The following is a 20,916-nucleotide window of genomic DNA, read 5'->3' as shown; positions in this document are numbered from 1 at the left end:
CTATGGACTACAGACCTATCATCGAATCAAAATACAATCGTGAGAACTGGCAGCAACTGCTGCATGACATCTTCGGACGCAAAGTAGAGTTCTGGAGCACACCTTCAGTCGTGTCAACCAATAGTCAGTTTGCCCGTCAAGCCCTTTGGCTGGGTACTATTACGTTGAGTGATGATCAGACCATCTCTATCTATGAGGTGGAACTATCCGATAGTGTTGATATTGAACGCAATCGTCGAGGCATCCGTGATATGTTGCTCACCCAATGGCGTAACAATGGAAATGCTGGAGCTTTTATGTTCTGCTATCGTAAGAATGAGAGCGTACTCCGCTTCTCTTATGTTAGTGAATCGTGGACGTTTGCCGATGATGGAACGTACCAAAAGGAGTCAACCGATACCAAGCGCTTCACGTATCTCTTAGGTGAGGGGCATCGCAGCCGTACGGCTATCCAGCAATTCGAGAAACTGCGTGATAGTAGTCTTACGTTGAAAGACCTAACGAAAGCGTTCTCTGTAGATGCTGTCAGCGATATGTTCTTCGATGGCTACAAGAAGCAGTACGAGGACATTATTCAGTATGTCACAGGCAAACGAATGGTTAAGAAAGGCAATAAATGGGAAGAAGAAATCAAGAACGACCCCTGCGAGGAAATCATGCAGGAGTTTGCCCACTTCCCTAACCCGGAGAAAGCTGTCCGTGACTATGTGAAGAAACTGATGGGCCGTTTGGTTTTCCTCCAGTTCCTACAGAAGAAAGGTTGGCTGGGTGTTCCTGCTGGTGCTAAATGGGGAACAGGTGATGCAGAGTTTATCCAGAACCTCTTTACCCAAACAACAGATAAAGATCACTTCATCGACAATGTTCTCGAAGTCTTATTCAACGACCTCAATACAGAGCGCAAGGATGATAATTCTCAATTGTCAATTTTCAATTATCAATTAAAAGTGCCTTATCTCAATGGAGGTTTGTTCGAGCGTGATGCCACAGACGAAACGGAGTTTCCTTTGCCAGCCAAATATATGCAGAGCCTGCTCGACTTCTTTGCCTCCTATAACTTCACCATCGACGAGAACGATCCTGACGATGCAGAGGTAGGTGTTGACCCAGAGATGTTAGGCCGTATTTTCGAGAACCTGCTGGAGGACAACAAAGACAAGGGTGCATTCTATACGCCCAAGGAAATCGTCAGCTATATGTGTCGTGAAAGTCTCATTGCCTATCTCCAGACAGATATTGAAGACGATGCCACAAAAGAAGCTATTCGCCAGTTTGTAACCACTCATGATGTCAACGCTCTTGGAACTAACGACAAGTTCCGCCAGCAAGTAGATGATGCTCTAAAAACTGTCAAGATATGCGACCCAGCTATTGGCTCTGGAGCATTTCCAATGGGATTGTTGAAGGAACTATTCTTATGTCGAACAGCCCTTGAAGGAATAGAGCAGAATAAAGCCGCAGAAATCAAGAAGTACATCATCCAGCAAAACATCTATGGTGTAGATATCGAGCGAGGTGCTGTTGACATCGCCCGCCTCCGCTTCTGGCTTTCTCTGATTGTTGACGAGGAAACACCACAGGCTCTGCCCAATCTTGACTTCAAAATTATGCAGGGAAACTCGCTGTTGGAGCAATATAAGGGTGTTGACCTTTCAACAATAACGGAATTGAAGACGGAAAAACATGATATGTACCAAACGACTATGTTCGATGACATGATAGATGTCTTACGTCTTGATTTGCGCAAAATGCTTGAAGAGTATTATGATTGTACAATCCATCACAAAAAACAAATCCTTCGCACAAAAATTATAGATAACGTAAAGCAACAATTACGCGAGCAAAGTATAAACGTTAATTTTGGAGACCTTGACCTATCTGGTAACAATCAATTCATGCTTTGGCATACTTGGTACTTTGATGTATTCACACAAGGAGGCTTTGATATAGTTATTGGAAATCCACCATATGGCGCCAATATAGACAAAGATATTGAGATATACAAGAAAAAATATAAAGCATTGGTAAAGAACTATGCAGATATCTACAAAATGTTTATTGGAGAAGGATTAAATATCACAAACAATAAAACTGGATATTTGTGTTACATAACCCCTAATACATATTTAAGTCAGCCACGTTATAAAGATATTCGTTCAATTCTTGTTAATTATAAGATTGAAAGAGTTGTTAATTTGGGGATGGGTGTTTTTGAGAATGCAGTAGTTCCTGTTTGTATATCATTAATTAAGAACACAACCACCGACGGTATTGTTAATTATGTAGATGCAAGTAAATCAAACAACTGGATTGTTAATGGTGTCGTTGAGATAGTAAATACTGATGAAGTAAAGAAGCAAAGCGATTTGAATTTCTTGCCTTCATCATCAACAGGTGCACTTGTGTTTAATGATGTTTTTGATATACGCGATGCAGGCATACAATATCACAGAAGCAATATTGGCCTCAAAAATAAAGGAGGCAATGATCTCTATGAGCGCCTTTTTAATAAAAACAAGATGTATTTTATGAATAGTCACCCTGTTTGGTATGGTAAATTAATAAACCGCTATTATTGTTCTCCAGATACAGATGAATACTTTAATCTCGACTATAAAACAATATTGAAATCAAACGAGCAAGTTAGTTTCAGCAAAGAGGCATTTGCGAGGAAGGATAAAATAATATGGAGACAAACTGCACCGTATCCTATTGCAACAATAGACACCAACTACATATGGTTTAGAAACACTATTCAATGTGCATGGGTTAGAGAAGAGTATTCAAATAAAATTAGCATGCTCACATTTCTAGCAATTATAAATTCCTCTTACATCAGGTTCCTTTACAATAGGCTTGTTCAAGAATCTGGTAGAGTATTCCCTCAAGTAAAATTAACTCATCTCAAAAAATTACCAATAGTACTTCCTGACGAACAGTTAGGAAAAGATTTGGCAGTATTAGCTGATAAAATAGTAAATACAAAACGTGACAATCCTTCAGCAGATACATCACTTTGGGAATCAGGAATCGACCATCTCGTTTATCAACTATATGACTTATCAGAGGAGGAAATCAATATTATAAAAGAATCATAGAACATTATAAATATGGAAGGTAAAGTACGAAAGAAAAAATCACCAGCCCTATCGTTGCGGGTAACAATTAACAGAAAGAAAATACAAGAGAAAAATGCTACAGAGACATTTCTTTCTACAATCAAGGCTTTTGGGCCTGAGCAGGTTGCAAACTTACAGGATGTCCGCATTGAAGGATTTCCAATAGTTGTGTCTTCTATGGACTGTCGAATGCAAATGAGGCAGTTGGGTGAAGGATGGTTCGTTTGTACTCACATGCCAACAAAGAGCAAAAAGAGTCTGCTTGAAAGAATCGCAAAACTGTTGGATGTAAAAATCAAAGTAGAGATATTTTGAATAAAGTGCACGGAAGAGACCCTACGTGCACTTTTGGGGCATCCTGTGATAAGCACCGCATAGCATAAAGCGAATACCAAAACGAACAATTCATATATTTCCGCTCAATGAGCTGTGATGCATTGGATATGTAAGGAACATTCTCCCCAAACTAGTGTGGCATACAACATTATTAATTGAATTATAATCGAAGGCTAAAAATTCATTTCCACACTGTTACCTGAATGCTCTTTTAACCAAAGGGTTATTACATTTTTGAAATTTTCAAAAGCAGTGATGTACTCGCCTAATGTTATCTCTTTCTCATTTAAAAGACCGACAAAATTGTTATCAGACAATTTTGCAGCATCTCTTTTTATGACTGCATAGTTATCTTGCCAACCCTCTATGCCAACAATACAGTCGACCGATAAAGATTTACTAGCTTCTACTATTGTAGGCGGCATAAAAGGATCATTGCATAATGACATAATAGGATCTAATATCTCAAAATAATCCTTAGTAAAGCATATTGGTTGACTTAAATATTCCGAAAAAATATCCTTCAAATTTTTATTGTTCAACCGTACTATTAATAAAAAAATGTTAGATTTTGGCCCCTCAACAATAAAGAATAGTTTATTAAACTCTGTTACTAACTTAAAAACAATATCTGTATTCTTTTCGATTAATTTAGAATCTATTCCATATTTATTATAAAGAAGGATTGCCAAAACAAGAGTTCCCAAAGAACAGATAGCAGTAACTATGTTTGTACCATTAGATATGACATTAGAAGGATCGCCCTTAAAGCATAATAATATAGATAGTAATATTATAATCACAATCGCTAATTGTAAAAAAACACTTTTCATTGTACGAAATAAACTATTTAATAACAATAATGCATATTCGTATTCTACGAATCAATCTAACCATTTCGCTCTTAACAAGCATATAGACCCTTGTGCCGGAATTTTAAGACCAATCTTTCTGAGCCTTTCTGCCTTAGTGTTATATCGCTTTTAATTTAAATGCCATATCAAAGTTAATCATCTGTCCGCTGTCAACATACTTTTGCCATGCATCTTCGTTGTGACTGATGTCCGAAAGCCTTGTGGAGTTCTCTGTCTTGAAACGCTGATAGATGGATTCTAGGATTTTGAGTTCTTCGTCTGAGAATTCTGAAAGGTCAGGAGAAAGTGTGGAGGTGAGTTTTGTACCTTCTGCTCCAGAATCAAAATGCACAATCTCTTGTTGGATGTCATCGTAGAAACTATAGATTCTGTCCCATCGAACAGGCACAGGGCCTCGCTGAATGGCTTTGTAAGCCAAACCACTCATTCCTTTGCTGGTCATTTTATAACTATAGAAATCTGTGTAGAACAGCAATTTGTTCATCATCGTGAAGAATACCCCATGATACTTCTCTATGTAGAAAAGGATGATGTTTTTGAGTTTGTTGATAGACTGGGTGGCATAGCCATTGAAGATGTCCCTTCGACTTCCATTGAAGATATAATCCTTGATGAATGCATCATTGGCATCTGTTTTGACTGATTTTACCTTATTGAGTATCTTGGCAAATTCGTCTTCCTCAAACTGATTCCTGGCATTGGTTACAAAACTCTCAAAGATGTGTGGATTCTGAATAGACATCAGAATCTTGCCATTAGCCTCGCTGGGCATATCTCCATTTTCGTATAAGCGATACTGGTTGTCACCAAATCCAAGAATCTGTGACATCTTAGAGGCGGGCAGACCATAGCGCTGACGAATACGCTTAATCTCGTCAGGGAAGGGAATACCGTATTTGGCCCGATACTGATTATATACCTGTCCGACATTGACTTCGTCCAATGCTGTAGTGGTGAAGCGCTCTTTGGTCTCATTGCACTCATAAAACTGGTGTACGTACTGGAATTTCTCCTTACGGAACGTCAGTTCTGATAACTCGTGGCGGAGGGTAGCATGACCTCCAGTAAATGGACTTTGCATATCGTTTTATTTAAATGGATAGTTCATTGGGTGTTCTGCAATGTGGAAAGAAATGCATAATGCACTTGATCCCTTCCCCAATGTAATCTTGATGTAAACTTCCTGTCCTTTAACGTCTTTTCCAAAGACCCACATCTCTCCACATTGGTTGAGAGTGTCTATGACAGGTCCTTCAGAGTAGTCCTCGACTTCTATATTGATTATAACAGAGTCCCGATACTTAGGCGTAATTTCCAGATCAATCAGTGTCTGGGCATTTTTACCTCTATCATCTCTATATATAATTCCGAAGACTTTGATCTTTTCCTTCATTTGATTCAGGAAACGCTGTACTTCTTCTTTTGTTGCCATTATGTTGTTTACAATTTATTTTCTGTTGCAAAAATAAACTTATTAGTTGAAACGACAAAGAAAATCGATGATTATTTAGCGATAAAGTTGAAAAGTATTAAAAGTATTAAAGTCATAGGAGGCCAGCGATTGATTCCTTTAGTTTTGTTGGGGTGGGTTATGGACTCATGAACCTAGAACTATTGACAGCTGCCTAAACCTCTACCGCATTTCCAACCATTACAGGTTGAATTAAAGATAGAGAAAAGAAGCCAGAATAAGAAAAATGCTCCTATTTGGTAGTTATAATTTGTGAAAACTGTGTATTGACACAAAAAACAGTTTGAAGAATCAACTTACTTTCGTATCTTTGCAACGGCTTTATGCCATCAGTAGAAACAAATTTTTAAATGAATTATAAAGATGAAAAAGACAGTTTTAACCCTTTTGTTGGTGCTGATCGCTGGGATGGGCGTGCAGGCACAGTTGTTGTACAAAATTTCTGGTAACGGACTGAAGGCTCCGAGTTATGTCATCGGTACGTATCACCTCGCACCCGTGTCGTTCACTGACAGTATTCCTGGACTGAAAGCGGCGCTGAATGCTGCGGAGCAGGTGTATGGGGAAATCGACATGGAAGAGATGATGAAGCCTGATAACTTGATGAAGATGCAGCAGGCGATGATGCTTCCAGAGGGAACGACGCTGAATATGCTCCTCACAGCAGACGAAATGACTCGTTTCAATGCCTTCCTGAAGCAACTGTTGGGCGTGGACATGACGAACCCAATGGTGGAAATGCAGATGGGAAAACTCACACCGCAAGCACTCAACACGCAACTGACCGTATTGATGTATATGATGAAGAAACCTGGCTTCGATGCGCAGAATCCTTTTGACGGCTATTTCCAGAAGGTGGCAAAAGAGCAGGGGAAACCAGTTGGAGGCTTGGAGACATTCGATTTGCAGATGGAGGTACTGTTCGGTTCAATGACATTGGAACGCCAGAAAGAATTGCTGATGTGTCTTGTTGACAATAACGACGTGATGATAGCAATGATGGAGAAGGTGATTGAAGGCTTCTTTACGCAGGACTTGAGCAAGGTGCAGGCGGCGATGGACGAGAAACAGCATAACAGTTGTGACTCTACACCAGAGGAGGATGCACGCTTAATCTATAAGCGCAACGCCGACTGGATGACGAAGATGCCTGCCATCATGGCTGAGAAACCGACCTTCTTTGCTGTCGGTGCTGCTCATCTCACAGGCGAGAAAGGACTCATCCACCTGCTCAAAACAGCAGGATATACGGTGGAAGGAGTTCAGTAGTAATTATGAATTAAGAATTATGATTAGGTTTTCGAACCAGTAATTGTCAATTCTCAACTATCAAGTCTTAATTCATAATTCTTAATTCTTAATTATCAATTGCGCGCGTGCCAGTGCGATGTCGATGTGGTTACAGATGTTCTCTTCGCCTAAAAGTTGGTTGAAGCCGTTGTTCTTCAATACGCTCTCCACTTTCGGAACGACACCCGAGAGCACGATGGTGATGCCGTCGTGCTGGCTCATCTTACAGAGGTTCTCTAGGTTGTGGAGCCCCGTGGAATCGATGAACGGCACCTTTCTCATGCGGATGATGCGCACCTTCGGACGCTTGCCGTAGCGTGCCATGATGTCTTCGAAGCGGTTGCCGGCACCGAAGAAGTAGGGACCGTTGATTTCATAGACCTCCACACCTTCGGGGATGGTGAGGTGTTCAAGATTTCCACGCTCCATGTCGGCATCCTCGTTGAGGTCTATCTCGTCGAGAATGGCGCGCACCTCAGTGGTTTCTGCCATTCGCCGCATGAAGAGCAGACATGCGCAGAGCAGTCCTACTTCGATGGCGATGGTGAGGTCGAAGATGATGGTGAGGAAGAATGTGAGCAGCAGGACGGTGATGTCGCTCTTCGGATTGTGCATGACGGCGATGAAAGAGCGCCATCCGCTCATGCCGTAGGACACGACAACGAGCACTCCGGCGAGGCATGCCATCGGGATGTAGCGTGCCAACGGCATGAGAAAGAGGAATATCAGCATCAATACTCCTGCGTGTATGATACCGGCGATGGGGGTCCGTCCGCCGTTCTTGATGTTCGTCATTGTGCGAGCAATGGCTCCCGTGGCAGGTATTCCGCCGAAGAGCGGCGAGACAATATTTGCCATGCCTTGTCCTATCAATTCCGTGTTGGAGTGGTGGTTGTCACCAATCACACCGTCTGCCACCGTTGCCGAAAGCAGCGACTCGATGGCTCCGAGCACGGCAATCGTAATAGCCGGTCCTACCAGCATCTTAATCGTGTCCCATGAGAGAGCCGGAACCGTTGCTGAGGGGAGGGTGGAACTGATGTCGAAGCGGTCGCCGATGGTTTCGATGGTTGTCACGCCGGCATATTCTTTCAGCAGGAGCACCACCACGGTGACGAGGATGATGGCAACGAGCGAACCGGGAATCTTCTTCAGTACGCGCTGCGACAAGACGATAATCACGATACTTGCGATGCCTATTCCTGCGCTCCACGGGTCGATATCGCCCAGATGCGAGAAGTAGGCACCCCATTTCTCAATGAAGTCAGCCGGCACATTGTCTATTCTCATGCCCAGCAGGTCTTTGATTTGGGTCGTAAATATGGTCACTGCGATACCGGCGGTGAAGCCTACGATGATAGGATAGGGGATATACTTGATGATGGTGCCCAGTTTCAGCACACCCAAGAGGATGAGGAAGACACCTGCCATCAGCGTGGCAACCGTCAGTCCCTGTATGCCATATTGCTCGATGATGCCTGCCACAATGACGATGAAGGCGCCTGTCGGACCGCCTATCTGCACCTTGCTTCCGCCGAATGCGGAGATGACGAAGCCTGCCACCACGGCGGTGATGATGCCTTTCTCGGGCGATACGCCGGAAGCGATGGCGAAAGCAATAGCCAGCGGCAATGCCACGATGCCCACGATGATGCCTGCCATCGCGTCGGCGGCAAACGTCTTGCGGTCGTAATTCTTGATGACAGATGCCAGTTTCGGGCGGAAAACATCCTGCAGATGTCCAGAAATAGTCTTGTTCATAATCGTGTTTTTGCTATAACGAGATATGACATTGTTTCTAAAACGCCTGCAAAGATAGTGCAAGTTGAGAGAAGAACAAAAAAAAAGCTTGTTTTTATTTTCGTTGTCGAACGTGAGTATCTTATAAAAAGGTACGATTATTTTATAAAAAAACACGTCCAATTCACTTTATTCTATTATTTTTTCTTAATTTTGCAAACACATAGAGCAATGTTGTTTATAATAATGAAAAAGTCATAACCAAGTAATCAACGCAAAAATGGAAAAACGAAGAGCGAAAGATATGATGAGAAAAGCGCTGCTGCTGACAGCCGTAGCCATGATAGTTGTGCAAGTCAAAGCATCGGTGGGCGAACCTTTCAAATATGGTGAGATGCCGACGTTTAATGCAGAAGTGAACATGAGTCTGCACGCTGACAGGGAAACCGGTGTGGAAAGACTGATACTGATGGAGACAAAGAGCGAGCCGGACGGCGCAGAGCGTGCAGAGACTGCAAAACTGATGTGTCTCTATCCGGCATCACTTTCGTCGCCTTCATGGACATGGATGCGTACCAACGAGGGAGTGAAGCCATACAAGGTGATGGACGACCTGACCTTCGTCGGTGTGCCCCTCTTCGTGGCAGGTATCATCGCCAAAAGCGAGAAGAAAGCTTTCCGGCAGAACGACGGTACGAAACACGTGCTGCTGACGGAGTTTAAGACGCGTATCGACGACTATACGCAGTATTTCGGACCAGCCGTGACGCTGGGACTGAAAATCGGTGGCGTGGAAGGACGCTCCGACTGGGGGCGCCTGCTCGCCAGTTCAGCTATGTCCTACGGTATCATGGCGATACTCGTCAACAGCATCAAATATACCTCAAAGGAAATGCGACCCGACGGCTCGTCAGCCAATTCCTGGCCCTCGGGACACACGGCAACCTCATTCGCCGGTGCAACCATCCTGCATAAGGAATACGGACTGACCCGCTCGCCGTGGTACTCCATCGCCGGATATGGCGTGGCTACGGCAACAGGCGTGATGCGTGTGCTCAACAACCGCCACTGGGTGAGCGACGTGCTGTCGGGTGCAGGCATCGGTATCCTGTCAACCGAGTTGGCTTACGCCCTGAGCGATATCCTTTTCAAGGGCAAGGGACTGTTGCGAAACGACCTCAACAGCGACGCCAATATCGTCACCAACCCCTCGTTCTTCAGCGTGTCAATGGGAGTGGGATTCGGAAGCAAAAAACTGGATTTCGACTTGGAGAAGTTTGACTTGGAAGGAGGTGAAGACAGCAAGGTGCTCAACTTGAAATTCGGAACATCTACCGCCGTGGCTGCCGAAGGAGCTTACTTCTTCAACAAATACATCGGTGTGGGTGGACGACTGAGAGTGAACAGTTCGCCTATCAAGGGATGGGACGGAGTCGAGCAGATTGCGACAAAAGACATCTTCAGGACGATACTGGAAATCGGCAATGATGACATGGCTGAACTCCTCGTCGCAAGGGGAACACCCGGCACACCCGACTACCAGCCGGGCATCATCGACGATTTCAACCTGAAAATCCAGAGCGACCACCTCACAGAGTTCGCTGCCGACCTCGGTCTGTACTTCAACCTGCCGCTGTCCGACCGCTTCGCACTGGGCAGCAAACTGCTCGTCGGGCGCAGCATCATGCAGGAGCTCAATCTCGATGCCGTCGTCTCGGGAGGAATGAAGGACTTTGATTTCGAGGAAGACCCGAACGACGAAGATAATTTCTTCGTGAGAAACGTCCGGCATCTGGGCAACTACTCCACCGAATGGGACTATTTCACCGTCGGCGGAAACAAGACCTTCAAGGTCGGAACGGGCATCTCGCTGACCTACGCCTACAAGTCGAACTTCGCGTGGAAAATATTCTGCGACTACGACTATACGCGCAAAACCTACACGATGACCTACAACCCGGGCGCATTCATCATCGATGCACTGCCCAACATCAGCTCACTCATGGGCTTGAAGTATAGCGACACGGAAGAGACACAGCGCATCAAGAAGGCGCGCAACACCTTTGTGTTGGGAGGCTCCTTCGTCATCAACTTCTAAGATACGGGTTTCTAATCCGATAGAAAAGCATTGAGAAACCACTCGGCAAGACTGTCGGGACGGATGTGCCGACGTGCCTCGTCGGGTGTGAACCAGTCATACGCATCGATTTCGTTGTTCGTGTGCAGCTCATGGTCGTCTGCCACATAGGCGGTGAAATTGCACATCAGCGTGTTCGACGGCTCGAAGAAGCTGGTGCGGTTGAAGGCAATGCGGTGTGCCGTCAGCCCCATTTCCTCTTTCAGTTCGCGACACACAGCGTGCTCAGCCGTCTCTCCCCGGTTTACGTATCCTGCCACGAGGATGTAGTGGGGGCGTCCGTATTGTTTCACGAGGAGCACCTTCCCGTTTTGCTCGTTGATGACAATCAGGCTCACGGCGACGTTATACATCGGGAAGCGGAATGCCTCGCACTGCTCGCACCAGGGCACGATGCCTTCGCCTTCGAGCGCCTTTTCCGTCAGCAGCGCCCCGCATTCGGGGCAGTGTTTGTGTTGTTTCATATCAGTCTTCTTCTTTAATATTTGTATTCCTTCTGCGGTTTCGCCTCACAGCCGTCGGTCATTTCGCGATGGATGTGTCGGGCGCGCTTTCCTTCGCCCGCTTTGTAGCGTTCACCGTAGGGCGTATAGTTGCATTTGAATCCCGTGATATGCCTGTCGGTGCTGAAGTTCTTCGGGTCGTCAACAGGCGTGCTCTGCACGGAAATATGGAATTTCCCCATCTCGCGCAGTTCAACGACATAGCCATCCTGCATATACTGCTTCACGGTGTCGAACAGCTCGCGCAACACGAGGCGCACGTCCGATGCCTTTGCCGTACAGTTCTCCTGTATCGTCTGCTCTATCTGCTCCATCGACACCTTTCCTTGCTTCACCGTGTGAGCATAATATTTCCCGTAGTTCTTACTGCTTTTGATTTGATTTTTAATAAGTTTGTAGTGTATTGCCATAGAAAAGATAATTATTAAAGGTTGATTTTAACTTTTGCAAAGTTACTATATATGGAGGCGAAATGCAAGGTTTGGTTAACTAAAAGTTGCACTTTCTAAAAACAAATTCACTGAATTTGCTCACCAATTTCAGTGAATTTGGTCATCAATTTCAGTGAATTTGCATTTCAATCCCTGAACTTTCACGCACACTCTTTTCCAGTTTTGGCGGTCGAGATAGGCAACAGCTATCTGATAAATTGGAATTTTACTTGCTTTCTAGTTTTTCTTTCTTCTCTAGGTAATCAAGCAAATCTATTGTTCCTGTCTCATTTTCAATATTAAGAACAGGTACTTTCTCCACAATCCTTGTGTTACCTGTTTTCTTGTCAACATAAAAATGAACTGTTGCTCCCGTATAACTTCGGAATACCACTTCATACGCAGAATCCGATTCTGCCCCCATCTCGACATTCATGATGGAGGGATTTTCATTAGCGGCACTCCAGTCATAGACATCATGACAATATTTGTTTACTCCCTCGTAAGCGTTTTCTGCCGTAACCCTTTTATCGGGATGGCCTGAGCCGCACGAAAAGAAAAACATAAGTGACAAAGGAAATGTTACGATAAGCGGTTTCATTTCTCTATACGCTAAATTGGAATTTATCCGATTGATGGCTTCGCCTCGGCAGCGAGTTCTATGCTAGAAAACACAATCCACTCTTAGAAAATAGACTCTTCCGTTTCGGTGGTGAGTAGTTCAAGTGCTTTCATTCCCATGACCGAATTGCCTTTCTCGTTGAGTCGCGGACTCCATACCGCTACGGAATATCGGGATGGATAAATGGCGGCGATACCTCCGCCCACACCGCTTTTTCCGGGTAGTCCTACAAGGTAGGAGAACTCGCCAGCCTCGTCGTAGAAGCCACAGGTCTGCATGATGGCATTGATTCTCTTCACTTGCGATGAGGTGAGGCTCACACCATGAAAGTCGAACGACTGCCGATGGTTGGTAAAGGCCAGAAAAGCCTTCGACAGTTCTTTGCAGCTCATTTCAACGGAGCAGGTGAGGAAATAGAAATGCAGAACGTCGGCGATGTCGTTGTCGATGTTGTGGTGGTACTTCAGCAGATTGGCAATGGCCGCATTGAGGTATCCTTGGCTTTCCTCAGAACGCACCACCTCGTCATTGTAGTTGATGGTGTCGTTGTGGCTGATCTCGCGGATGAAGGCGATGTAGTCTTCGTGGGGATGTGAGAGGTGGCTGAGCAGAATGTCGGACATGACGATGGCCCCGGCATTGATGAAGGGATTACGTGGATAGCCTTTCTCAAGTTCTAGTTGTATGAGTGAGTTGAACGCAGTGCCCGATGGCTCTTTGCCCATGCGCAGCCATACATTATCACCAAGGATGCTCATGCAGTAGGCAAGACTGAACACTTTAGAGATGCTCTGTATGGAGAAACGCGTGTCGGCTTGCCCCAGTGCATATTCATCGCCTTGCAGTGTGTTGATGCAGATGCCGAATTGGTCGGGGTCTACCGAGGCAAGAGCGGGAATGTAGTCGGCTTGCTTGCCCACTTGTGCATATGGACGGATGTCCATGTAAATATTCTCAAGTATTTGATGGTAGTTCATGTCGATTCAGATATTCAAATGTTTTCTTTTATTCATGCTTCTGGAATAATACCTTATTTATATATAGCGAAATAACACTGTTGCCAACAGAAGCAGAAAGATGGTCAGTGTCTCGGTATTTCATATTTGTTTCTGTTTGCTAAATTGGAATTTAGAGTCTCATAAATGCCTTCGCATTATTGTAGAATATGTTTTCCAAGCCATTTTCATCTATACCGCATGCCATTACTTTTTGTATCTCTACAGTGGGATGATGAAATGGCGAATCTATACCGAACATCACTCTGTCATGACCTACAGTGTCGTAAGCGTTTTTTATCTGACAACTCATAGATGTGCCAGATGTCTCTAACCAAATATTGTCATATCTGCAAGCCATCGTTATAGCTGCATCAACATATACTCCATGAGCATGCCCCATATGTATCATAACGATAGGCAAGTAGGGATGCCGTTCTGCTAACAGTCCAATTTGCCAAGGCAAAGAAAAAGGTGGATGGCCAGAATGTACAAACAATGGTTTGCCATACTTCTCACACAATTCTGCAACAGGGTCAACACAGGGAGCATCAGCAGTATAACCATCGAACAGCGACTGCAATTTCGCACCAGCAAAATGTTCATCACGAAAATAATGTTCTAAGAGATCATAAGCAGGTTGACCTTGTGCACAATTTACCCACATCAAGGGAATAATCTTGTCTGGATGCTGTTTGTATGCTTTGAGAGTGTCATCATTAGAGTATGCACTTGAAGAGCATAAAATTGTTTTCTCAATATTGTATATGTCCATTTGCTCCAGCAGTCGTTCCGTGTTAAAATCAATATTGAAAGGACTGCCGAATGCCCCTATATGTGTGTGGGCATCTATTTTCTTTAATCTGCTAAAGTGTTCCATATAAATTCCGATTTATCTGTCTTATGAAGAATATATTCTAATTCAGAAGTGCGCATCATCCGAGCAGTTGTTCGAGTTGTTCTCGGTGGTGTCCGGGCATGATGATGTGGTGGTTGCCGATGGGCTGGTTGAGGAAATAGGCTGTGCGCTCGGGGTGTTTCAGTCGGATGACCTGCTGTGTGCGACAGAGGTCGGGCTTCGACTCGTTGGCAATGAGTTCGGCTTCCTCAATGAAGTGGCGGGAGAGGTCGCCCGCGACCTTGAAGATGGTTACCGGTCCTTCCTTCATATATCCGCGAATGCCGACGCCGATGCCCGACTCGAAGTGGGTATCGAACTCGTAACGCTCCACCAGACAGAACGGGATGGTGCAGTGGGCGAACACCATTTCGCCCGTATCGGGACGGATGCTCGCGGGGTTTGCTTGAAATGCGGCGGTGCCTGTCACCGCACGGGCGATGGTCATCGACAGCAATGCCGGTATGTCGCCTTCACACCCGGCGATAAATCCCTCGCTGTTGAGTTTTGCCAGTGCCAGACAGCCCGTGTTTCTGACCGATATGAGCAGGTCGAAACAGCGGATAGTAAAGCCTTGCAAGTGGTATTTTACAATGATGTTTTTCAGTGCGGCATAGATTCTCTCTGCTCCGGGCATGGCGTCGCTGACCGCCTTGTCAGCCACCGCCTCGCCGTTCTCGGGCGCAGGAGTGGTGGCAAGCGTGTCGAGCAGTTCCTGCATGGGAATGTCGATGAGCGTAACGCCCAGTTTCTCCTGTATCGTGTCGTAGGCAACATGGCTGGAGATGAGCCAGTCGGAGGGCTTGCCGATGACACCGAGCCGACATTCATGCAGCCATCTTCGTGCTTCGCCGCGCTTGCTCAGTTGGGCGATGCGCTCACGAATGTATTCGTTGCTGCCGTGTATAATCTCGCCCTGCAAGCCGTTTTGTCGCAGATAGGAGAGAATTTCCATCGATGCTGCCAGCGAATTGCTCTTCCCGGAGGTGAGAAAATAGAACGGCTGGCGGCTCTTCGTGCGCAGTTCGGGCAGGAGCTTGAGGAAGATGTCTTCCGTTCCGCCCGTGCGTACATATATAAGATTGAGTGGTGCACTGCCATAATCGGTGTAGTCGCCTCCGTGAAGCGTGTATTCGATATGGAGGTTGCCCAGAAATTCTTTCGTCACGGCAGCCACCGACTGCTCGTCGTGCAGCTTGGAAGTGAGTGTAAAAATGGAGATATGATTCATAGTCATTCATGATTTTGTGACAAAAATACTGATAATTTTTCGGAAATCACTTGAAAAATATGTATTTTTGCAAAAGTTAATGGAAAGCAGCGGGGTGGGGACGTGCCCGTTTTCCACCGTTGCTTGCAGTTGAAACACAAAAAACAATCATGCAATAAAGACAATGAAAGAACAGGAAATCCTTAATTTTGAATGCGACTACAATAACGGTGCGCATCCTGAAGTGTTGCGGAAGTTGGTGGAAACCAACGGCAGACAGAGTCTGACGTACGGCTTTGACGAGTGGAGCGAGCAGGCACGCGGGAAAATCCGGGCGGCTTGCGGTGATGCGTCGGCTGACGTTTTCTTCCTCGTGGGGGGCACGCAGACCAACGCCACGGTCATCGACGCGCTGCTCAGAAGCCACGAGGCGGTCATCTCAGCCGAATGTGGACATATCAATGTGCACGAGGCAGGAGCCATCGAGCAGAGCGGACACAAGGTGATTGCCTTGCCCGCTTGCGACGGGAAGATGCGGACGGAGGACCTGGATCGCTATATGGACTGGTTTGTGAACGACGAAAGTCGCGACCATGTGGCGCAGCCGGGCATGGTGTACGTCACTTTTCCGACCGAGTTCGGCACGCTCTATACTGCCCGAGAATTGCAGGATATCCATAATGTTTGCAGGAAATACGGACTGAAGCTGTTCGTGGACGGCGCCCGAATGGGCTATGGACTGGCTGCGAGCAGCGAGGTGACACTGCCTTTCCTCGCACAGCACAGCGATGCGTTTTATATCGGAGGAACGAAAGTGGGCGCGCTCTGCGGCGAGGCGGTGGTCTTTCCGCGTGGCGGAGCGCCGAAAGGCTTTTTCAGTATTATCAAACAGCACGGCGCACTCCTGGCAAAAGGACGGTTGGCAGGCATCCAGTTCGATGCACTGTTCACCGACAACCTCTATCTCAACATCTCCCGCCACGCCGTCAGCATGGCGATGCGCCTGAAAGAAATGATGCTCGCGAAGGGCTACCGGCTGCATATCGATTCGCCTACGAACCAGCAATTCTTCGTCATTGAGAACTCGAAAATGCACGAACTGGAGCCCCACGTACTTTTCACCCACTGGGAACCAGCCGACGGGGAGCACACCGTCTGCCGCTTTGTGACCAGTTGGGCGACGACCGAGGAGGACCTGCAAGCCCTCGCCGAGGTGGTCTGAAACAAAGAAACCAATACATGAAAACCAATGACACGTAACCGAAGAATGATGAAAAAGACTTTTATTGTAATATTCGCTGCCCTCATCGTGCTCACAGCATGCACCACAAGCGCACGACTGACGGCAACCGACGACTCGTCGCAGTTCGTCACACTGACCGACGCGGTGCCCGACGCTATCCTTGAAATACGCTATTTCAGCACCTACAACTTCGTAGGCACACGCATCGACGGCTATCAACAACCCACGGCACTGCTCACACGGCGGGCAGCCGACAGCCTCCGCGCAGTGAGCGACGAGCTCAAACAACAGGGCTACCGCCTCAAAATCTACGACGCCTATCGCCCGCAGCGAGCCGTCAACCACTTCGTGCGGTGGGCATCCGACCTCCCCGACACCGCCATGAAGCCCTATTTCTATCCCGACCTGGACAAGAGCGTGCTCTTCGAGCAGGACTATATCGCAGAAAAAAGCGGTCACACGCGAGGAAGCACAGTGGACCTGACACTCTTCGACATGGCATCGGAGAAGGAAGTTGACATGGGCGGCACGTTCGACTGGTTCGGTCCGGAAAGCCACCCCGATTTCTGCGGCAATCCCGAAACGGGCACCTACACAGGCGACAACAGCAAGAGTCCCACGCGACGCAGCATCACCGCCGAGCAGTTCCGTAACCGCATGATACTCCGTCGTGCGATGCTCCGTCATGGTTTCAAACCATTGGATTCAGAATGGTGGCATTTTACGTTGAAAGACGAACCGTTCCCCGACACCTATTTCACATTCCCAGTCAGACAATTAAACAAATAAAGCAGCTATGAAAAGGTACAGAATATGGATGCTCGCCGCCATCCTGACATTATGCGGTGCCACGACAACCAACGCACAAGTAATGAAGATAGCCGACCTGGAGAGGTATGCCAAAGAGCGCTACGGCGACAAATGGCTCGATGCAGCACGGAATCTCGCCTCCAGCCTGACACTCGACAAAAACGAAAACCTCACCTATCAGCAGGTAATCGAGGCGCCGGGCAAGACTAAGGAGCAACTCTATGTGGCACTTAACTACTGGGCAACAGCCACCTTCAAGGACAACAACGCCATCACACTCAACGACAAGGAAGCCGGCTGCATCATCATATCATCGACCATACGCAACATTGCCGAGCACATTGGCACCATCAACAAATACTCTGTCAGCATCACACCCATCATCCGGCTCGATATAAAAGAAGGGCGCGTCCGTGTTACATACACCGTGCAGACCTATGACGTGCTGGCAGACATCAGCGGCGGATGGCTCAGTCCGACAGATAAAGAGGGAAAAACCTTTGGTGACTCGAAGCGCAAAGCCGACGACAAAACCAACCCCATGCTCTACGACCGGCAGTGGGAGATAGCCCATCATTATCCTTTCGTCGAGAAAGATGCCCAGAAACGCACCTGCGCCAAAGCGCTTGTGATGACCCACGCCTACTCAAACGCCATCCTCGACAAGGTGGAAGAGGCGCTGAAACATGGCATTGTGGGTAACGATGATGAGGATTGGTAAGCGGAAATCCCGTCACGTCCCGATAAGAAAAAATCCTTCCAACTCTCCGGGAAAAGAGAATTGGAAGGATTTTAAGTAATATAGAAAGACTATTTTTACAGCGGCTTGTATTCCACGAAGGCTTCCATCGCCTCGTAGCAAGCCAGTCCGAGGTCGTCATAGAGTTTTGCCGTGGCACGGTTGCGGTCTTCGGCACGCTGCCAGAACAGTCGTTCGTCATTGCCCAGGAACGGCGCACTCTCCATTTGCGACTGGTGTTTCAAGATAGAGTTACGCTTCGCACGAAGCTCTTCGGGGCTCATCGGCACACACATCTCGATGTTCTCAATCTCCCATTCAGCCCATGCGCCGCGATACATCCATATACGGCACTCCTTCAGCCACTCCGCGTTGCTCTTCTTCAACTCGTCGATAGCAGCCAGGACGGCATCCGTACACTTCTTGTGGGTGCCGTGCGGGTCAGCCAAATCGCCCGCCACGTATATCTGATGGGGCTTCACGTCATCAATCAGCTTAAGCACAATCTCCACGTCAGCCTTTCCCATCGGCAGTTTCTCGATGCGTCCGCTCTCGTAGAATGGCAGGTCGAGGAAGTGCACGTGGTCAAGCGGAATCTGGTTGTAGGTGCAAGCCGTGCGCGCCTCACCGCGCCGAATCAGTCCCTTGATGGTGCGTATGTCCTGCGTGTCGATGTCACCTTCCTTCTTTTTAGCAAGGAAATCTTTTATCTCACGGTATTTTTTCTTGATGATTTCATCCCCGTCTTCTCCGAAAAGTTGGTTGAACCCGTTGATGAAGTGCATGAAACGGCTCACCTCCTCGTCGCCGACGGCAATGTTTCCGCTCGTCTGGTAAGCCACGTGCACGTCGTGTCCCTGTTGCACCAGTCGCCGGAGCGTGCCACCCATCGAGATGACATCGTCGTCGGGGTGGGGTGAGAAGACGATTACCCGCTTCGGGAACGGCTTTGCCCGCTCCGGCCGGTACGTGTCGTCGGCATCGGGCTTACCGCCGGGCCATCCCGTGATGGTGTGTTGCAGGTCGTTGAATATCTTGATATTGGCATTGTATGCGGAGCCGTAGAGTGCGAGCAGTTCCGACAGTCCGTTCTCGTTATAGTCTTTGTTGGTCAGTTTCAAGATGGGCTTCCCCGTTTTCTGGCACAGCCACACCAGCGCCGAGCGCACCAGTTTGTCGTCCCACTTGCAGGATGTGACCAGCCATGGGCGCACGATGCGTGTCAGTCGTGAGCCGGCAGCCAGGTCGATGACCACGTGTGCGGCGTTGTGCGTCTGCAGGAATGATGCCGGAATGGCGTCCGACACACGTCCCTCGACCGTCTTCTGGATGATGTCTGCCTTTTCCTCGCCCCATGCCGTCAGGAAAATCTTGCGGGCTGAGAGGATGGTGGCGATGCCCATCGTGATGGAACAGGGCGGCACCGTCTCGCCGTTATCGAAGCTGAGCGACATCTCCTCGCGTGTGGTAGGCTCGATGAGGATGATGCGCGAAGTGGTGTTATGTCCCGAACCGGGCTCGTTGGTGGCAATGTTTCCGATACGCCCGATGCCCAGCATCATGACATCAATGCCGCCGAACGTCTGTATGCGCTGCTCGTAGAGCCGGCAATGCTCCTGCACGGCGTCCTGCGGAATCGTTCCGTCGAGCGTGAAGATGTTTTGCGGGTTGATATCCACATGGTCGAGGAAGCGGCGTCTGAGCTGATTGATGCTGCACGTCTGGGTTTCCGGCGTGAGCGGGAAATATTCGTAGGCGTTGAACACCACGACGTTGTGGAAGCTGAGTCCGCATTCCTTGTGGCGGCGTATGAGTTCCTGATAGACAGGTGTGAGCGACATGCCCGTTCCCAGTCCGAGCACACAGAACTTGCCTTCCCTTTGTTTGGTGGTGATTTCTGCCTCTATCGTGTCAGCGATGTGCTTTGCACCCTCGTCGATGGTGGGGAAGATGTCTGTTTGTATCTTCTCCATACGCGTCACTTCCGAGCGTTCCACGGCGTTCTCCGGTCGATAGAATTTTGTCGGTACTTTGTTGAGTACGATTTGTGAGCTAAGATTCAGTCTCATAAGAATAGTTTTTTGTTATCTTGATACATTCTGATGCAAAGTTAGCGAAAAATTGGAAATTCAAGATAAAAAGCAACAGATTTTATTTTTTTCTTTTTGAAATTTTGTCTTACTTGGCATCGAAAACCCCAAAGGGGGAGAGGCTTTTTCCTTTCGTTTTTGTTCTATCCTTATCCAGTCCTCTTTTGTTCTAGGCGGTGCTATAATGAAAAACAAAGCTCCAGAAATTATAGAGGTTAGATATAATATAGCCAAAATTTGAGTATCTCCATGATTATCGCGTCATCCTTATATCGAACTCATGTTTAGATAAAATAAATTTCTTTTTTGCTCACTTAATCGAATTTTTAGATAAAATTGACTTTCCCTTTGGTCGTCGATTATACAATTCTTCCGTTCGAAAAAATAAATAAATTTCTTTTTTGCTC

General features: G+C 47.1%; 18 protein-coding genes. 7 read left to right on the top strand and 11 right to left on the bottom strand.

Annotation, left to right across the window (positions count from 1 at the left end; all coding sequences use genetic code 11):
* Positions 1–2 precede the first annotated feature (2 nt).
* Together GRF55_RS07920 and GRF55_RS07915 are read left to right on the top strand one after the other, a co-directional pair.
* Positions 3–3,098 (top strand): N-6 DNA methylase, encoded by a 3,096-nt coding sequence (locus tag GRF55_RS07920; RefSeq protein ID WP_220367904.1) that lies wholly within the window; start codon positions 3–5, stop codon positions 3,096–3,098.
* Between the two features lie 12 nt (positions 3,099–3,110).
* A complete protein-coding gene (locus GRF55_RS07915; protein WP_220367903.1) occupies positions 3,111–3,434 on the top strand; it encodes a hypothetical protein in 324 nt (107 codons plus the stop codon).
* A 194-nt stretch (positions 3,435–3,628) separates the two neighbouring features.
* On the opposite strand, the gene GRF55_RS07910 is transcribed toward GRF55_RS07915, so the two are convergent.
* The 3 genes from GRF55_RS07910 to GRF55_RS07900 all read right to left on the bottom strand — a co-directional run bounded on the left by GRF55_RS07910 (position 3,629) and on the right by GRF55_RS07900 (position 5,762).
* Entirely contained in the window at positions 3,629–4,258 is a 630-nt protein-coding gene (locus GRF55_RS07910) for a hypothetical protein (protein WP_220367902.1), read from the bottom strand.
* 169 nt (positions 4,259–4,427) lie between these two features.
* Positions 4,428–5,411, bottom strand: coding sequence for a type II toxin-antitoxin system antitoxin SocA domain-containing protein (locus tag GRF55_RS07905; RefSeq protein WP_220367901.1), 984 nt, complete (start codon positions 5,409–5,411; stop codon positions 4,428–4,430).
* 6 nt (positions 5,412–5,417) lie between these two features.
* A complete protein-coding gene (locus GRF55_RS07900) occupies positions 5,418–5,762 on the bottom strand; it encodes a toxin (protein WP_220367900.1) in 345 nt (114 codons plus the stop codon).
* Positions 5,763–6,164: 402 nt separating this feature from the next.
* Between GRF55_RS07900 and GRF55_RS07895 the strand changes: the two genes are divergently transcribed.
* Positions 6,165–7,070, top strand: a complete 906-nt coding sequence (locus GRF55_RS07895) for a TraB/GumN family protein (protein ID WP_220367899.1) — start codon at positions 6,165–6,167, stop codon at positions 7,068–7,070.
* A gap of 81 nt (positions 7,071–7,151) precedes the next feature.
* On the opposite strand, the gene GRF55_RS07890 is transcribed toward GRF55_RS07895, so the two are convergent.
* Positions 7,152–8,852, bottom strand: a complete 1,701-nt coding sequence (locus tag GRF55_RS07890) for a SulP family inorganic anion transporter (RefSeq protein ID WP_220367898.1) — start codon at positions 8,850–8,852, stop codon at positions 7,152–7,154.
* A gap of 283 nt (positions 8,853–9,135) precedes the next feature.
* Between GRF55_RS07890 and GRF55_RS07885 the strand changes: the two genes are divergently transcribed.
* Positions 9,136–10,929, top strand: a complete 1,794-nt coding sequence (locus GRF55_RS07885; protein WP_220367897.1) for a phosphatase PAP2 family protein — start codon at positions 9,136–9,138, stop codon at positions 10,927–10,929.
* An 11-nt stretch (positions 10,930–10,940) separates the two neighbouring features.
* Here the strand turns inward: GRF55_RS07885 and GRF55_RS07880 are convergent, their stop codons facing one another.
* The 6 genes from GRF55_RS07880 to GRF55_RS07855 form a co-directional block, all read right to left on the bottom strand.
* Complete coding sequence (locus GRF55_RS07880; protein WP_220367896.1) at positions 10,941–11,432, bottom strand: NAD(+) diphosphatase; 492 nt, start codon at positions 11,430–11,432, stop codon at positions 10,941–10,943.
* Positions 11,433–11,446: 14 nt separating this feature from the next.
* On the bottom strand, positions 11,447–11,881 hold the full coding sequence (locus tag GRF55_RS07875; protein WP_220367895.1) for an HU family DNA-binding protein: 435 nt from the start codon (positions 11,879–11,881) through the stop codon (positions 11,447–11,449).
* A gap of 247 nt (positions 11,882–12,128) precedes the next feature.
* Positions 12,129–12,503: a hypothetical protein gene (locus GRF55_RS07870; protein WP_220367894.1), complete on the bottom strand. Its 375-nt coding sequence runs from the start codon at positions 12,501–12,503 to the stop codon at positions 12,129–12,131.
* An 83-nt stretch (positions 12,504–12,586) separates the two neighbouring features.
* Complete coding sequence (locus GRF55_RS07865) at positions 12,587–13,501, bottom strand: glutaminase (RefSeq protein ID WP_220367893.1); 915 nt, start codon at positions 13,499–13,501, stop codon at positions 12,587–12,589.
* 151 nt (positions 13,502–13,652) lie between these two features.
* Positions 13,653–14,399 (bottom strand): amidohydrolase family protein, encoded by a 747-nt coding sequence (locus GRF55_RS07860; RefSeq protein ID WP_220367892.1) that lies wholly within the window; start codon positions 14,397–14,399, stop codon positions 13,653–13,655.
* A 55-nt stretch (positions 14,400–14,454) separates the two neighbouring features.
* Positions 14,455–15,654, bottom strand: coding sequence for a hypothetical protein (locus GRF55_RS07855; protein ID WP_255563760.1), 1,200 nt, complete (start codon positions 15,652–15,654; stop codon positions 14,455–14,457).
* Positions 15,655–15,826: 172 nt separating this feature from the next.
* On the opposite strand from GRF55_RS07855, the gene GRF55_RS07850 reads away from it, so the two are divergent.
* Genes GRF55_RS07850 through GRF55_RS07840 form a run of 3 tightly spaced genes read left to right on the top strand, consistent with a single transcriptional unit; the run spans position 15,827 to position 18,401 of the window.
* Entirely contained in the window at positions 15,827–16,849 is a 1,023-nt protein-coding gene (locus GRF55_RS07850) for a low specificity L-threonine aldolase (RefSeq protein WP_220369663.1), read from the top strand.
* 45 nt (positions 16,850–16,894) lie between these two features.
* Positions 16,895–17,659, top strand: a complete 765-nt coding sequence (locus tag GRF55_RS07845) for a M15 family metallopeptidase (protein ID WP_255563758.1) — start codon at positions 16,895–16,897, stop codon at positions 17,657–17,659.
* 7 nt (positions 17,660–17,666) lie between these two features.
* Positions 17,667–18,401, top strand: a complete 735-nt coding sequence (locus GRF55_RS07840) for a DUF4468 domain-containing protein (RefSeq protein WP_220367890.1) — start codon at positions 17,667–17,669, stop codon at positions 18,399–18,401.
* Positions 18,402–18,496: 95 nt separating this feature from the next.
* Here GRF55_RS07840 and GRF55_RS07835 read toward each other — a convergent pair whose 3' ends face one another.
* On the bottom strand, positions 18,497–20,488 hold the full coding sequence (locus tag GRF55_RS07835) for a glucosamine-6-phosphate deaminase (RefSeq protein WP_220367889.1): 1,992 nt from the start codon (positions 20,486–20,488) through the stop codon (positions 18,497–18,499).
* Positions 20,489–20,916 lie beyond the last annotated feature (428 nt).

It is taken from the genome of Prevotella sp. Rep29 (assembly GCF_019551475.1).
Lineage (GTDB): Bacteria > Bacteroidota > Bacteroidia > Bacteroidales > Bacteroidaceae > Prevotella.
Note: the sequence above shows the minus strand (reverse complement) of the source record. Positions and strands in the feature narration are given on the sequence as shown.

Coding starts and splice junctions, on each gene's coding strand:
- GRF55_RS07920 (WP_220367904.1), top strand. CDS start 3: ATGGACTACAGACCTATCATCGAATCAAAATACAATCGTGAGAACTGG.
- GRF55_RS07915 (WP_220367903.1), top strand. CDS start 3,111: ATGGAAGGTAAAGTACGAAAGAAAAAATCACCAGCCCTATCGTTGCGG.
- GRF55_RS07905 (WP_220367901.1), bottom strand. CDS start 5,411: ATGCAAAGTCCATTTACTGGAGGTCATGCTACCCTCCGCCACGAGTTA.
- GRF55_RS07900 (WP_220367900.1), bottom strand. CDS start 5,762: ATGGCAACAAAAGAAGAAGTACAGCGTTTCCTGAATCAAATGAAGGAA.
- GRF55_RS07895 (WP_220367899.1), top strand. CDS start 6,165: ATGAAAAAGACAGTTTTAACCCTTTTGTTGGTGCTGATCGCTGGGATG.
- GRF55_RS07890 (WP_220367898.1), bottom strand. CDS start 8,852: ATGAACAAGACTATTTCTGGACATCTGCAGGATGTTTTCCGCCCGAAA.
- GRF55_RS07885 (WP_220367897.1), top strand. CDS start 9,136: ATGATGAGAAAAGCGCTGCTGCTGACAGCCGTAGCCATGATAGTTGTG.
- GRF55_RS07880 (WP_220367896.1), bottom strand. CDS start 11,432: ATGAAACAACACAAACACTGCCCCGAATGCGGGGCGCTGCTGACGGAA.
- GRF55_RS07875 (WP_220367895.1), bottom strand. CDS start 11,881: ATGGCAATACACTACAAACTTATTAAAAATCAAATCAAAAGCAGTAAG.
- GRF55_RS07870 (WP_220367894.1), bottom strand. CDS start 12,503: ATGAAACCGCTTATCGTAACATTTCCTTTGTCACTTATGTTTTTCTTT.
- GRF55_RS07865 (WP_220367893.1), bottom strand. CDS start 13,501: ATGAACTACCATCAAATACTTGAGAATATTTACATGGACATCCGTCCA.
- GRF55_RS07860 (WP_220367892.1), bottom strand. CDS start 14,399: ATGGAACACTTTAGCAGATTAAAGAAAATAGATGCCCACACACATATA.
- GRF55_RS07855 (WP_255563760.1), bottom strand. CDS start 15,654: ATGACTATGAATCATATCTCCATTTTTACACTCACTTCCAAGCTGCAC.
- GRF55_RS07845 (WP_255563758.1), top strand. CDS start 16,895: ATGATGAAAAAGACTTTTATTGTAATATTCGCTGCCCTCATCGTGCTC.
- GRF55_RS07840 (WP_220367890.1), top strand. CDS start 17,667: ATGAAAAGGTACAGAATATGGATGCTCGCCGCCATCCTGACATTATGC.
- GRF55_RS07835 (WP_220367889.1), bottom strand. CDS start 20,488: ATGAGACTGAATCTTAGCTCACAAATCGTACTCAACAAAGTACCGACA.